Below are 14,159 nucleotides of genomic sequence, written 5' to 3' on the forward strand. Positions count from 1 at the left end.
TTCCTTCGGGGCGGGGGACTTCCTGCGGGGCGGAAAACTTGGGGCGGCCCAGCGTTTTCTAGTGAGACTATCGGACGATTATAAACCGAGCGTTCTAATACCCAACGGATACTCAGGGTTTTCATTCTTTGGGACGTTGGGCCATCGCGCAGCACCGGTCCTACAGCCATGCCTTGACCCAATGCACGACGAGCGGCCCGACGATCAACCCCCACGTCATCACGCACATGCCGAGCGCGACCATCACCGCGGCACTGCCGAGATCCTTCGCGCGCCGCGACAGTTCGTGGCGTTCGAGAGAAATGCGGTCGATGGCCGCTTCGACGCTCGAATTCAGCAACTCGACGATCAGCACCAGCAGCACCGAGCCGAGCAACAACACACGCGACACGGGATCGACCGGCACCAGCACGCCGCACGGAAGCAGAATCGCGGCGAGCGTCAATTCCTGGCGGAACGCGCTTTCCTCGCGGATCGCGACGCGAAACCCGGCCAGCGAATTTTTCAGCGCGTGCCATGCGCGGGTCAGGCCGCGATTGCCCTTGTAGGGATTGAAGGGCAGCGGCGCGAGCGGATCGTCGGGACTGAGCGGCTCGTGGTGGGTTTCGCTCGCGCCGCTCATGCCGCTGGTGCTGTCGGCGCGGTGAGTGCTGTCAGTGCGGTGTGTCTCGCTGGCGCCGCTCATACCGCCTGTGCGGTTTGCGCCGATGGCGCGGTTCGCGTGATTCACTGCGTGCGGCTCATCGTGTTCGCGCACGTCGTCGAACGGTTCGATGCTGGCCGCGTCGGTGTCGGTGTCGGCGTCGGTATTTGTGTCCGTATTTGCGTCCGTATTTGGGTCGTCACGCACGGCGTGCAACGCGCCGTTCGCCATGCGCGCCACGGTGGAGTGTCTGGTTCGCATAAGCGGCTCGGCACGCCGCGTCATGCGGCGGCGCTTTCCTCGCCGTACGACGGGCGCGGCAGCGGCTTCAGATGCGCCGCGAACTGCTCGGACGCGGCCGCCCATGAGAAGCGCTCGGCCCACGCGCGCGCGTGGTTGCGCTCGATCCTCAACGCTTCGAGGCAGGCTTCGCGCAGGTCTTCGTGCATCGCGCCCGCGCCGCCGTCGCCCAGTACGTCGATCGGGCCGGTCACCGGGTAAGCCGCGACCGGCGTGCCGCAGGCCAGCGCTTCGAGCAGCACGAGGCCGAAGGTATCGGTGCGGCTCGGGAACACGAACACGTCGGCGGCTGCATAGACCTTGGCCAGCTCGGCCTGCGTGAGCACGCCGAGGTAATTCGCTTGCGGATAGCGCGACTTCAGTTCGGCGAGCGCGGGGCCTTCGCCCGCGACCCACTTCGAGCCGGGCAGATCGAGCTTCAGAAACGCCTCGACGTTCTTCTCGACGGCCACGCGTCCCACGTACAGGAAGATCGGCCGCGCCGTGTTGAGCACCTTCGAGTCCATCTGGTGAAAGATGTCGAGGTCGACGCCGCGCGTCCACAGCACGACGTTCGTGAAGCCGTACTTCTCGAGGTCGCTCTTGACCACGGGCGTCGGCGCCATCACCGCCAGCGACGGCTTGTGGAACCAGTGCAGAAACTTGTAGGTCGCGGCCAGCGGAATGCCGAAGCGCGCCTGCACGTACTCGGGAAAGCGCGTGTGATAGGCGGTCGTGAACGGCAGCTTGTGCTGGATCGCATAGGCGCGCGCGGCCATGCCGAGCGGGCCTTCGGTGGCGATGTGCAGCGCGTCGGGGGCGAACGCGTCGATCCGCTGGCGCAGCTTGCGGCGCGGCAGCAGCGACAGGCGGATCTCAGGATAGGTCGGGCAGGCGATCGTCCTGAATTCGAGCGGCGTCAGCAGATCGACGTGGTGGCCGAGCGCGGTGAGTTCGCGCGTGGTGTTTTTCAGCGTGCGCACGACGCCATTGACCTGCGGTTCCCATGCGTCGGTGACGATCATGATCTTCATCGATTTCGGCCCAATAGAAGTGGAGAGGGACTATGCGGTCGCCCGGGCTTTTTGCACGCCGGCTTCCGGCGCGCGCATCACGGTCCAGTAGATCACTTTGACTTCGCCTTCGTATGTTTCGACGAGCGCCGACAGGCTCTCGACCCAGTCGCCGTCGTTGCAATAGAGCACACCGTCGATCTCGCGGATCTCGGCTTTGTGGATGTGCCCGCAGACCACGCCGTCGCAGCCGCGGCGGCGCGCTTCGTCAGTCATCACGCGTTCGAACGACGAGATGAAATTTACCGCGTTCTTCACCTGATGCTTCAGGTATTGCGACAGCGACCAGTACGGAAAGCCGAGCCGGCTGCGGATCCGGTTGAACCAGCGGTTCAGGATCAGGATCATCGTGTAGAGCGTGTCGCCGAGATAGGCGAGCCACTTGGCGTGCTGGATCACGCCGTCGAACAGGTCGCCGTGCACGATCCACAGGCGTTTGCCGGCGAGCGTCGTGTGGAACGCCTCGCCGCGCACGTGGATGTCGCCGAACGCGAGGTCGCAGAACTGGCGCGCGGCTTCGTCGTGGTTGCCGGGCACGTAGACGACCTGGGTGCCTTTGCGGGCTTTGCGCAGCACCTTCTGCACGACGTCGTTGTGCGCCTGCGGCCAGTACCAGCCTTTCTTCAGCTGCCAGCCGTCGATGATGTCGCCGACGAGGTACAGATACTCAGACTCGTTGTGACGCAGGAAGTCGAGCAGATAGGGCGCCTGGCAGCCGCTCGATCCCAGGTGGATGTCGGATAGCCAGATGGTGCGGTAGCGGTGCGTTTCGGCGTGCTCGTCGTCGTGATGGCCGGCGCGCGGGTCGAGCGGCAGCGACGGCGCCGGCAACGGCCGTCCCTGACTCTGGTTGGGTTCCGGACGGAACGCGACGGGGTCGACGCTCGGGGCGGTCTGGCGGAACAGGGAAGTCGCGGACGTTTTGGGGTCCATGGCTCACGCGTCGAGTTGCGGTGCCCGTATTGCGCCAGCCGCGCGTGACTGCGTCGTGACAGTCACAAGAAGTTCTTATTACTGTCGAGCGCCGGTCAGCCCGACAGAGAGGCGCGGAGAGAGATGTTACGCAGGCTGTTGGCGGGGAAAAGGGAGCAGAGCGGCGGGGAGCAAGCGAAAGGGAGCAAGCGAAAGGGAGCAAGCGAAAGGGGGCACGCTGCGCCGCGGACGACAATGCGGCCCGGCCCCCTCAGCGCGCGACGCTGATCACGCGTGTTCCGGCGAGACGGTCGTGCAGGAATTGGCGCTGCGGATCGAACCGGCCGGTCGCGGCCCACAGCGCGAACCAGAGCGCGGCGATCGCGAGCGTCTGCGGCACGGCGAGCCCCAATAGCGGATGCAACACGAGCGGCGGCAAAAACCACAGCCAGGCCAGCACGTAACGGACGATCGCGCGGCCGGTGGAGAGCGGCGCCCCGTCAGCGGCGGCGACGCGCAGGCGCCAGGTTTTCATCGGCAGGGTCTGCCCGCCGTGGGTCCAGAACCAGACAAAGTACAGCCCGACCACAAGGCCGATCCATGCCGCTAGAAGGTTGTGATGGGTCAGGCCGTTGCGCTGCTGCGTCAACGTGCTGAACAGATAACCGGCGATAAACACGACGCCGAACAGGATCACGGCTTCATAAAGCAGCGCGGCGAGGCGCCGGCGCACGGTGGGCGCGGTGACGGAGGCGCCGGCGGGCGGCGCTGAGGTCGTGAGCGGCTGGTGCACGGGTGTCGGGGTTGGGGCCGAATCAGGAGCCGTTGAAGATCGACGGCGCCTCGGACGGCGAAACCGGCACCGGCGTGGCGGGTACGAAGCTGCCTGCGGTGGGAACGGCCGGCAGGTCCCGGCTCGGCAACGACGCGCCGGCCGCGGCGCTCACCGCGACGGCACTGCTCGCGCCATGCTCACGCGCATTGACCAGGCGGTCGAGCCCCTTGATTTCGCTTCTGCCCGACGGCGGCGCGCTGACTACGCTGGGCCGCCGCTTGCGCTCGCTGGCGGCGAGCCGCTCCTTCTGTTCTTCGGGCAGTTGCTGATAGGCCTTCCATGCGTTCTGGCGGGTTTCTCGCGGCAATTCCTTCGAAACCTGGTAGTTTTCGCGTGCGACGCGCCGCTGATCGGGCGTCATGCGGACCCATTCAGCCATCCGGTCATGCAGGCGTTTTTGCGCATCGGGCGATAACTTCGAGTAACGCGACGCGATCTTGATCCATTTGCGCTTACGTTCGTCGCTGAAGGAATCCCATTGGCCGGCGAACGGTGCCAGCGCCACGCGCTCGGCGTTGGTGAGGCGCGCCCATGCCATCGGGCTGTTGTCGCCCGGCAAGCTGGGCAGTTCGACGGCAAGGGTCGGGGCGGGCGCCTTGGCGGTCCCCCCGCCGGCGGCAGGTGCGCTGGCAGTCGACGGGCTCGGATAAAAGCGCGGATAGGTTGCGGCGAACGACACCAGGGCCGCGATTGCACATCCGAAAACAACGGCCAAGCCGCGCTTGTAACTCACCCGAAGAATCTCCCGATCAGTGCGCGCGCGATAGGTACGCGTTGAAACCGTGGTCGAGATAGGCATTGAGCGGCAGATCGTCGCTTAGCATGGCGGCATCGATGTCGGCGAGTTCGGCGGTGCGCTGCTGGTCTTCCCAGTAGGCAATCGCCACGAGGCTCACGACCAGCGCCGCGAGCGGCCACGCGAGTGCAAACCGGCGCAGCGGCGAGCGGCGGCGCTGCGGCGCTTCGAGTTGCGGCATACCGGCCGGCATGCCGGCGCCGGCGAACGCGGGTACGAACACCGGCGCGCTCACGGTTTCGGGTTTCTTGCGGGCAAGCGCAGCACGGCGCGCTGCGGCGAGTCGATCGACGGCGGCGGACGGAATGCTGGCGGCGTTTTCGTCGAGCGCGCGGCGCACCTGGCGGGCGAACTCGAGTTCTTTTGTTTCGAGGGAGCTCATAGCGTAATTCCTTTAGCCTTGAGCGCTTGCGCCAGCGTGTGGGTGGCCCGGGAGCAGTGCGTTTTCACACTGCCTTCGGAGCAGCCCATCGCGGCGGCAGTCTCGGCGACATCCATATCTTCCCAATAACGCATGAGAAACGCCTCCCGTTGACGTGCCGGTAACTTTTGGATCTCGTTGTCGATTAACTGCAAGACCTGTTCGCGTTCGAGTTTCTGCTCGTTGCTCTCGGCGCCCGCCGAGCCTTGCTGGGCTTCGAATGTTTCGAGCGGGTCGAATTCGTCGTCGTCGGGGTTGCCGAGCGACGAAAACAGACTGACCCAAGTATTGCGCACTTTCTGCCGACGAAAATAGTCGTGCATCGCATTCTGGAGAATACGCTGAAACAAAAGCGGCAGTTCGGCGGCCGGGCGGTCGCCGTATTTTTCGGCGAGCTTGATCATCGCGTCCTGCACGATGTCGAGCGCGGCGTCGTCGTCCCGCACGGCGTAGACCGTCTGCTTGAATGCGCGCCTTTCGACGCCCGCCAGAAAATCGGCGAGTTCCTTGTCTGATGCCATCCGTTTGGGGGGTCGGCGCAGCGAGCGTGCGCGTAATCGGTCGAAAAATGTCGTAAAACTCGCGGATGCTAACAAACTTTTGCGCCGCTGGGGCGAAACGTACCCTACCTTGCATCTCTATAACAAGCTTTCGGTCATTTTTCGGTCAATCCAGAGATAGAGGGGCAGGGTGCCGCGGCAATATTTGCTTGACCGCGCGGGAATCTGCAGATATCGTCGCTGGTTCGCAACATAAGTGACTTGTCTCAATTGAGGTGCGGCCCAAGAAGCTCACCTGTCAACTGGACGCGCCGCTTGAACCCGAGCCACAAGCCCGGCAGAGAGCACCCGATCAATTTTTTGCCGAAAATTCGAAAGGTGAATAATGAATATGCCCAGCGCGGAATTCTCCACGTCGGATACGACCACCCCTCCCGAAGCTGACTCTATCGGCGCCACCGTGCTCATGAAGGCACTGGCCGACGAAGACGTCGAGTTTATCTGGGGCTATCCCGGCGGCTCGGTACTCTACATTTACGACGAGCTGTACAAGCAGGACAAATTCCAGCACATCCTCGTGCGCCACGAACAGGCTGCAGTCCATGCCGCCGACGCCTACGCGCGTTCCACCGGCAAGGTTGGCGTGTGCCTCGTGACCTCCGGCCCGGGCGTCACCAATGCGGTGACCGGTATCGCCACCGCCTACATGGATTCGATCCCGATGGTGGTGATCAGCGGCCAGGTGCCGACTGCCGCGATCGGTCAGGATGCGTTCCAGGAGTGCGATACGGTCGGCATCACGCGTCCCTGCGTGAAGCACAACTTCCTCGTGAAGGACGTGCGCGACCTCGCCGCCACCGTCAAGAAAGCGTTCTACATCGCCCGTACTGGTCGTCCCGGCCCGGTGCTGATCGACATTCCGAAAGACGTGTCGAAAGCGCCTTGCCAGTACGAACCGCTCAAGTCGGTCTCGCTGCGCTCGTACAATCCGGTCACGAAGGGCCACTCCGGCCAGATCCGCAAGGCGGTTGCCTTGCTGCTGTCGGCCAGGCGCCCGTACATCTACACCGGCGGCGGCATCATCCTCGCGGACGCATCGCGTGAGCTGAACCAGTTCGCCGATCTGCTCGGCTATCCCGTCACCAATACGCTGATGGGTCTGGGCGGCTACCGCGCGAGCGACAAGAAATTCCTCGGCATGCTCGGCATGCACGGTACGTACGAAGCCAACATGGCGATGCAGCACTGCGATGTGCTGATCGCGATCGGCGCGCGCTTCGACGACCGCGTGATCGGCGACCCGGCACACTTCGCGTCGCGTCCGCGCAAGATCATTCACATCGACATCGATCCGTCTTCCATCTCCAAGCGCGTCAAGGTCGACATTCCGATCGTCGGCGACGTGAAGGAAGTGCTGAAGGAACTGATCGAGCAGCTGCAAACGGCCGAGCATGGCCCGGACACCGCGGCGCTCGCCGACTGGTGGAAGGACATCGAAGTCTGGCGCGCGAAAGACTGCCTGAAGTTCGACCGCAAGAGCGAGATCATCAAGCCGCAGTACGTGGTGGAAAAGGCGTGGGAGTTGACCGACGGTAATGCCTTTGTGTGTTCCGACGTCGGCCAGCACCAGATGTGGGCGGCGCAGTTCTATCGCTTCAACAAGCCGCGCCGCTGGATCAATTCCGGCGGCCTCGGCACGATGGGCTTCGGCCTGCCGGCGGCGATGGGCGTGAAGATGGCGCACCCGGACGACGACGTGCTCTGTATCACGGGCGAAGGCTCGATCCAGATGTGCATTCAGGAACTGTCGACCTGCAAGCAGTACGAGACGCCGATCAAGATCATTTCGCTGAACAACCGCTATCTGGGCATGGTGCGCCAGTGGCAGCAGATCGAATACAGCAAGCGCTATTCGCATTCGTACATGGATGCGCTGCCGGATTTCGTGAAGCTCGCGGAAGCGTACGGCCATGTCGGCATGCGTATCGAACGCACGGCGGACGTCGAGCCGGCGCTCAAAGAAGCGCTGCGCCTGAAAGATCGCACGGTGTTTCTCGACTTCCAGACCGATCCGACCGAAAACGTCTGGCCGATGGTTCAGGCCGGCAAGGGCATCACCGAGATGCTCATGGGTTCGGAAGATCTATAACGACCGTTTCTGACGCCGGCTTCGTCGCGCGCGCCTTCACAAAGGGCCACAGCGGACGAAGCGGCGCGAACCGGCCCGCATACATCGATACATCGACATCTGGAAGAAGCGAAACATGAGACACATCATTTCCGTCCTGCTGGAAAACGAACCAGGCGCGTTGTCACGCGTGGTTGGTCTCTTCTCGGCACGCGGCTACAACATTGAAACCTTGACGGTGGCTCCGACCGAAGACCGTTCGCTGTCGCGCATGACCATCGTCTCCATTGGCTCGGACGACGTGATCGAACAGATCACGAAGCATCTGAACCGCCTGATCGAGGTGGTGAAAGTGGTCGACCTTACCGAGGGCGCCCACATCGAGCGCGAGCTGATGTTGATCAAGGTGAGGGCGGTCGGCAAGGAACGTGAGGAGATGAAGCGGATGTCGGATATTTTCCGCGGCCGCATCATCGACGTCACCGAAAAGACCTACACGATCGAACTGACGGGCGCGAGCGACAAGCTCGATGCCTTCATCGAAGGGCTCGACGCCACCGCGATTCTCGAAACGGTCCGCACGGGCTGTTCGGGTATCGGCCGCGGCGAGCGTATTTTGAAGGTCTGACGCGCGCAGTTCAATACCGTCTCGATCGAAGCCGGGCATGCCTTCAAGAACCCGGCCAAGCAACACAACATTCGCAGTATTTGAATTTCACTGAATCATCGAATTTAGCCAAGGAACCGACATGAAAGTTTTCTACGACAAGGACGCCGACCTCTCCCTCATCAAGGGCAAGCAAGTCACCATCATCGGCTATGGTTCGCAAGGCCATGCGCACGCACTGAACCTGAGCGAAAGCGGCGTGAAGGTGACGGTCGGTCTGCGCAAGGGCGGCGCATCGTGGAGCAAGGCTGAGAACGCCGGCCTGCAAGTCAAGGAAGTGGCGGAAGCCGTCAAGGGCGCGGACGTCGTGATGATGCTGCTGCCGGACGAGCAGATCGCCGACGTGTACGCGAAGGAAGTCCACGCCAACATCAAGCAAGGCGCTGCGCTTGCATTCGCACACGGCTTCAACGTTCACTACGGCCAGGTGATCCCGCGCGCCGATCTGGACGTCATCATGATCGCGCCGAAGGCGCCGGGCCACACGGTTCGCGGCACCTACTCGCAAGGTGGCGGCGTGCCGCACCTGATCGCCGTGGCGCAAGACAAGTCGGGCGCAGCACGTGACATCGCTTTGTCGTACGCGGCAGCGAACGGCGGCGGCCGTGCCGGCATCATCGAAACGAACTTCCGCGAAGAAACCGAAACCGACCTGTTCGGCGAACAAGCCGTGCTGTGCGGCGGTACGGTCGACCTGATCAAGGCCGGCTTCGAAACGCTGGTGGAAGCAGGCTACGCGCCGGAAATGGCGTACTTCGAGTGCCTGCACGAACTGAAGCTGATCGTCGACCTGATCTACGAAGGCGGCATCGCGAACATGAACTACTCGATCTCGAACAACGCCGAATACGGCGAGTACGTGACGGGTCCGCGTATCGTGACGGCTGAAACGAAGAAGGCAATGAAGGCTGTGCTGACGGACATTCAGACCGGCGAGTACGCAAAGAGCTTCATCCTCGAAAACAAGGCTGGCGCACCGACGCTGCAATCGCGCCGCCGTCTGACGGCCGAGCACCAGATCGAACAGGTCGGTTCGAAGCTGCGCGCGATGATGCCGTGGATCGCGAAGAACAAGCTGGTCGATCAGTCGAAGAACTAAGCCAGTCTCTGCTTTTGTCCGGCGCGGCGCACTGCCGTGCAGGCGGACAGGTCAAAAAGCCGTCCAAGGGTGCTGAACCCTGGGCGGCTTTTGCTATCCTACGGTTTTACGTGCGACACGCACGCTCGTGTCCGTCAGCCCCACGTTACGGGGCATCGACTAGAGGGTTATTGAGGAAGGTCTCGACTGGACTCACCATGCCCTCCGCAGGCGGCTCCCTTGTGAGCCGCACTTTAAGCAGTAGATGTGTCCTTAGGGGCACACCTTAGTAGTGAACACGGGACACGGTGCATTCCGCCGTCAACCGTATTGCATTGACCTGATTACCGTCAGGTCCCGCCCAGTCAGCGGCTTCATCTCCGCCGACAGGGCGGGGTGATGTTTGCAATTCCTGCGCCTCAGGGCAACGGAGTCGCTAAACGATACGAGCGAAAAGCTCGGTGTGTCATTGTTCGGCCTCGCTGGCTGCATTGGCGAGGGTAGTGAACCTGCTGTACGACCAGCAGTAGCCTAGGAAGACATGCGTCACTGGCAATGGTGGGGTGTGAAGCTCTTCTAACAATGTACCCCCCGGAAGTTCGGGCGGATGGTGGTTGCGAGATGACCATCCGGAGACTCCCAGCAGCAACGGGGTTGAGGGGCTAGGCTGGCTGATATGGTTAATGCAAGTGAACTGCTGATAAACCTCGTAAGTAGGACGGTGCCAAAGCTGCTGACAGGCATCAACCAAACAGGTGTGCGGTCGGATAACCCGCTGTAAATTCGGGTTACGTCGTCATCGGACCGCCGGGGAATAGGCAGAACCTAAGTCAGTCGTGTGACACGCCGGGAACGTGGTAAGCCTGTATGGTTGCCGGTCGTAGTTTGACTGGCAGGCGAACCGCGAGGGACGCTGTTGATTGTGCAGGTATGGGATGACGGAGAAAGCGAAAGCCGGTCTGTAATGGGTCGGATAGGGGTTGGAACATTACCCCACGCGAAAGCGGGCAGACTTCCGTCTGGTCTACCGTCGCAAGATGGCTGACTAACCCTTAGCTGGAAGATGATTGCTGTCGGGCTTCTGGACCGTCAGCATATGTTTTTAACCCCCTTGCGGGAGCAGATCGCTCCCGCAAGGGGCGATCTGTTCTTCGCTCGGGATTCACTTCTTCGAGTAGGAGAGCAGCATGAGAGTATCTGTCCGAAAGGACGGATCTGCGCTTTCCCACGCGCCGGACAACTGGTACGCCGTAGATTGGCGGCGGGTTGAACGGAACGTGAGAGGGATGCAGATTCGAATTGCGAAGGCGACGCGGGAAGGCAACTGGCGCAGGGGGAGAGCCCTGCAACGGATGTTGACCCGCACGTTGTCCGCAAAGCTGTATGCGGTACGACGTGTTACGCAGAATCAGGGTGCGCGAACGGCTGGAGTCGATCGCGAACTTTGGGACTCGCCTGAGAGCCGATGGCTTGCTGTCGGCAGGTTGAAGCGGCGTGGATATAAGCCTCTGCCTTTACGGAGAGTCTTTATCCCCAAGGCCAATGGAAAGGAGCGCCCTCTGGGCATTCCGACCATGCGGGACAGGGCGATGCAAGCCTTGTATCTGCTGGCCTTGGAGCCGGTGTCGGAATCGACGAGCGACCCGAACTCTTATGGGTTCAGGTTAAACCGCTCGACGGCTGACGCCATGTCACAGATATTCGTCGCCATGTCCCAGAAGGGCTCAGCCCGTTGGGTGCTGGAGGCGGATATCAAGGGATGCTTCGACCATATTAGCCATAACTGGTTGGAGACCCATGTCCTGATGGACAAGGAAATCCTCCGGAAATGGCTGAAAGCTGGCCTGATTTACAAGGGGCAGCTTCAGGCGACAGAGGCCGGTACGCCGCAAGGAGGGATCATTTCTCCGACGCTGGCGAATGTGACGCTGAACGGGCTGGAGCGAGAACTGCTAGCGCACCTTAGTGCGAAGTTTGGGATCGCAAAAGCCAACAAGCTTAAAGTCAATGTGGTGCGGTACGCGGACGACTTCGTGATCACCGGTGACTCGCAAGAGTTGCTGGAGCAGGAAGTTCGACCTTGGGTGGAAACATTCCTTGCCGTTCGAGGTCTGCAACTGTCCGAGGAGAAAACGCGGATCACGCACATTGACCAAGGCTTCGATTTCCTGGGGTGGAATTTCCGTAAGTACTCGGGGACGCTACTCATCAAGCCGAGCAAGAAGAACGTGAAAACGTTCTATCGCAAGGTGGCGGATACGATCAGCGGTCATAAGACGGTAAAGCAGGAGAATCTGATTCGACTGCTGAACCCGATGCTACGGGGCTGGGCGCAGTATCACAGTCCTGTGGTCGCCAAAGAGGCATACAGCCGCATGGAGTCTTTGATTTTCCGAAGGCTTTGGCGGTGGTCGAAGAGGCGGCACCTGAACAAGAGCGCCGAATGGGTGAAGAAGAAATACTTTCACTCGGAGGGCAATCGACACTGGGTGTTCGCTGTTCCTGTAGCTCGTGACGACGGTGGTAAGGGGTTGCTTAGCCTGTACCAGATCAGCGGTACGGAAATTAAGCGACACAGAAAGGTCAAAGGAGCATTCAATCCCTTTGATCCTGAGTGGGAGCAGTACGGCGAACAGTTGCGACAGGCGCGCATGGAACACTCAATGCGTTATCGGAAGCAATGGGTTTCGCTGTATATGTCGCAAGACGGGCTTTGCTCGCATTGTGGCTGTGCCCTGACAAAGGAGACCGGCTGGCATGACCATCATCTAGAGTATCGGATGCATGGTGGCACGGACGCTCTCTCGAACAGGGTTCTGCTTCACCCGCACTGCCATCAGCAGGTGCACGCAGGTAAAATTGCGGTAACTAAGCCGGCCCGGTCCTAAGACCGGGCTTTGTTTGTAGATTTGAGCCGTATGCGGGGAAACTCGCACGTACGGTTCTTAGGGGGCCCTTCTTCCGCGAGGAAGGGGGGCTACCCTCCAAAAATACAGAAGCCATCCATGAATTACCCTCATCCGATCATCGCGCGAGAAGGCTGGCCGTTCATCGCCATCGCGGCCGTCGTAGCATTACTGGTCCATGCCTTCGCGGGGTTCGGCTTTGCATGGCTGTTCTGGCTGATCCTGATCTTCGTGGTGCAGTTCTTCCGCGATCCGGCACGCCCGATTCCGACTCAGGCGAACGCCGTGCTGTGCCCGGCCGATGGCCGCATCGTCGCAGTCGAAACAGCGCATGATCCGTATGCCAACCGTGAAGCGCTGAAGATCAGCGTGTTCATGAACGTCTTCAACGTCCACTCGCAACGCTCGCCGGTGGATGGTGCGATCTCCAAGGTCGAATATTTCCCGGGCGCGTATCTGAACGCAGCGGTGGACAAGGCTTCGCTCGAAAACGAGCGCAACGCGGTGGTGATCGAAATGGCCGGCGGCCAGACGGTGACCTCGGTGCAGATCGCCGGTCTGATCGCGCGGCGAATTCTTTGCTACGTTCGGGCAGGTGAGCCGCTCACGCGTGGTCAACGTTATGGATTCATCCGGTTTGGCTCGCGCGTCGACGTGTATCTGCCGGCGGGCAGCCGTCCGCGCGTGTCGATCGGCGAGAAGGTTTCCGCGTCGTCCACGATCCTCGCTGAACTATAAAGCGGCACAAAGGAGGTTTTCCGATGGCCGCATTCAAACCGCGTCGACCCCGCAACAATGGACCGCTGCCGCGTCCGTTTCGCCGCAACAAGCCGATCGTGGCGGAGCCGTCCGCAGTCGACAGCCGGCGCGCGCAGCGTCAGCAATTCCTGAGAAGGCGCGGCATTTATCTGCTGCCGAACGCGTTCACCACCGCGGCGCTCTTCTGCGGCTTCTTCGCCGTGGTTCAGGCAATGAACGTGCGCTTCGAAGTCGCGGCCATCGCGATCTTCGTCGCCATGGTGCTCGACGGCATGGACGGCCGCGTCGCCCGCATGACGCATACGCAGAGCGCCTTCGGCGAACAGTTCGACAGCCTGTCGGACATGGTGTCGTTCGGCGTGGCGCCGGCGCTCGTGATGTACGAGTGGGTCCTGAAGGATCTCGGCCGCTGGGGCTGGCTCGCGGCGTTCGTCTACTGTTCGGGCGCGGCGTTGCGTCTTGCGCGCTTCAATACGAACATCGGCGTGGTCGACAAGCGCTTCTTCCAGGGCATGCCGAGTCCGGCAGCGGCGGCGCTGATCGCCGGTTTCGTGTGGCTCGCCACCGACAACCGCGTGCCGCTCAAGCTGGTGTGGCTGCCGTGGGTTGCTTTCGTGCTGACCATCTACGCCGGTGTGACGATGGTGTCGAACGCGCCGTTTTACAGCGGCAAGGCGCTCGACGTGCGCCATCGCGTGCCGTTCGGCGTGATTCTGCTGGTGGTGGTCGCGTTTGTGCTGGTGTCGTCCGATCCGCCGCTGATGCTGTTCGGCCTGTTTGTGCTGTATGGCCTGTCGGGCTATGTGTTCTGGGGCTATCAGGCGATGCGCGGCAGGGCGAATCCGGCCCGCTCGGTGCAACGGGACAGGTAGGCGCGGCGAGTAAGCGTGACAAGTAAGTCTGACAAGTAAGTCTGGCAAGTAAGTCTGGCAAGTTAGCGCCGCATCACATTCGCGTGCCGGCGGGATGAAAAAACGGCGGCCCCCGAGGCTGCCGTTTTTCCTGGTGCGAGCGGCGCCCGAGGCCGCCCGGAGGCAGGTGTGACGCCAATTGCACGACGGGGGGAATGCCGCTATAGTCGTTGGATGAATGCGTTCACGCTCTCCGACAAGTATCAACAAGCGCTTCAACGTGCGCCGCTAGGCGCGCCAGAGCTAGCGCG

Annotated in this window: 13 protein-coding genes; 6 read left to right on the top strand and 7 right to left on the bottom strand. The window is 61.8% G+C overall.

All coding sequences use genetic code 11. From position 1 onward, the window contains the following. Positions 1–160: 160 nt before the first annotated feature. From AC3WLT_RS28800 to AC3WLT_RS28830, 7 genes are all read right to left on the bottom strand, one after another. Entirely contained in the window at positions 161–904 is a 744-nt protein-coding gene (locus tag AC3WLT_RS28800) for a diacylglycerol kinase (protein WP_492595058.1), read from the bottom strand. 20 nt (positions 905–924) lie between these two features. After that, complete coding sequence (locus AC3WLT_RS28805; RefSeq protein WP_492595059.1) at positions 925–1,956, bottom strand: glycosyltransferase family 4 protein; 1,032 nt, start codon at positions 1,954–1,956, stop codon at positions 925–927. 30 nt (positions 1,957–1,986) lie between these two features. Then, entirely contained in the window at positions 1,987–2,928 is a 942-nt protein-coding gene (locus tag AC3WLT_RS28810; protein WP_492595060.1) for a UDP-2,3-diacylglucosamine diphosphatase, read from the bottom strand. A gap of 250 nt (positions 2,929–3,178) precedes the next feature. Next, positions 3,179–3,700, bottom strand: coding sequence for an RDD family protein (locus AC3WLT_RS28815; RefSeq protein ID WP_492595061.1), 522 nt, complete (start codon positions 3,698–3,700; stop codon positions 3,179–3,181). Between the two features lie 22 nt (positions 3,701–3,722). Further along, positions 3,723–4,475, bottom strand: coding sequence for a DUF3106 domain-containing protein (locus AC3WLT_RS28820; RefSeq protein ID WP_492595062.1), 753 nt, complete (start codon positions 4,473–4,475; stop codon positions 3,723–3,725). 16 nt (positions 4,476–4,491) lie between these two features. Next, the gene (locus AC3WLT_RS28825; protein ID WP_492595063.1) at positions 4,492–4,920 is read right to left on the bottom strand and encodes a DUF3619 family protein; all 429 of its coding nucleotides are present in this window, start codon (positions 4,918–4,920) and stop codon (positions 4,492–4,494) included. Further along, positions 4,917–5,480, bottom strand: a complete 564-nt coding sequence (locus AC3WLT_RS28830) for an RNA polymerase sigma factor (RefSeq protein ID WP_492595064.1) — start codon at positions 5,478–5,480, stop codon at positions 4,917–4,919. Before AC3WLT_RS28830 ends, AC3WLT_RS28825 begins: the two co-directional genes overlap by 4 nt. A 364-nt stretch (positions 5,481–5,844) precedes the next feature. Here AC3WLT_RS28830 and AC3WLT_RS28835 point away from each other — a divergent pair, with 364 nt between their 5' ends. The 6 genes from AC3WLT_RS28835 (at position 5,845) to pssA (ending at position 13,869) form a co-directional block, all read left to right on the top strand. Then, a complete protein-coding gene (locus AC3WLT_RS28835; protein WP_492595065.1) occupies positions 5,845–7,608 on the top strand; it encodes an acetolactate synthase 3 catalytic subunit in 1,764 nt (587 codons plus the stop codon). A 115-nt stretch (positions 7,609–7,723) separates the two neighbouring features. Next, entirely contained in the window at positions 7,724–8,215 is a 492-nt protein-coding gene (ilvN, locus tag AC3WLT_RS28840) for an acetolactate synthase small subunit (protein ID WP_492595066.1), read from the top strand. A gap of 121 nt (positions 8,216–8,336) precedes the next feature. Then, positions 8,337–9,353, top strand: a complete 1,017-nt coding sequence (gene ilvC / locus AC3WLT_RS28845; RefSeq protein ID WP_492595067.1) for a ketol-acid reductoisomerase — start codon at positions 8,337–8,339, stop codon at positions 9,351–9,353. A 1,166-nt stretch (positions 9,354–10,519) separates the two neighbouring features. Further along, positions 10,520–12,220 (top strand): group II intron reverse transcriptase/maturase, encoded by a 1,701-nt coding sequence (ltrA, locus tag AC3WLT_RS28850; protein WP_171925029.1) that lies wholly within the window; start codon positions 10,520–10,522, stop codon positions 12,218–12,220. 117 nt (positions 12,221–12,337) lie between these two features. Continuing rightward, positions 12,338–12,976: a phosphatidylserine decarboxylase gene (locus tag AC3WLT_RS28855; RefSeq protein ID WP_492595068.1), complete on the top strand. Its 639-nt coding sequence runs from the start codon at positions 12,338–12,340 to the stop codon at positions 12,974–12,976. A gap of 23 nt (positions 12,977–12,999) precedes the next feature. Beyond that, a complete protein-coding gene (pssA, locus tag AC3WLT_RS28860; protein ID WP_492595069.1) occupies positions 13,000–13,869 on the top strand; it encodes a CDP-diacylglycerol--serine O-phosphatidyltransferase in 870 nt (289 codons plus the stop codon). Positions 13,870–14,159: the final 290 nt, after the last annotated feature.

The organism is Paraburkholderia sp. FW306-2-2C-D06C, from assembly GCF_058781505.1.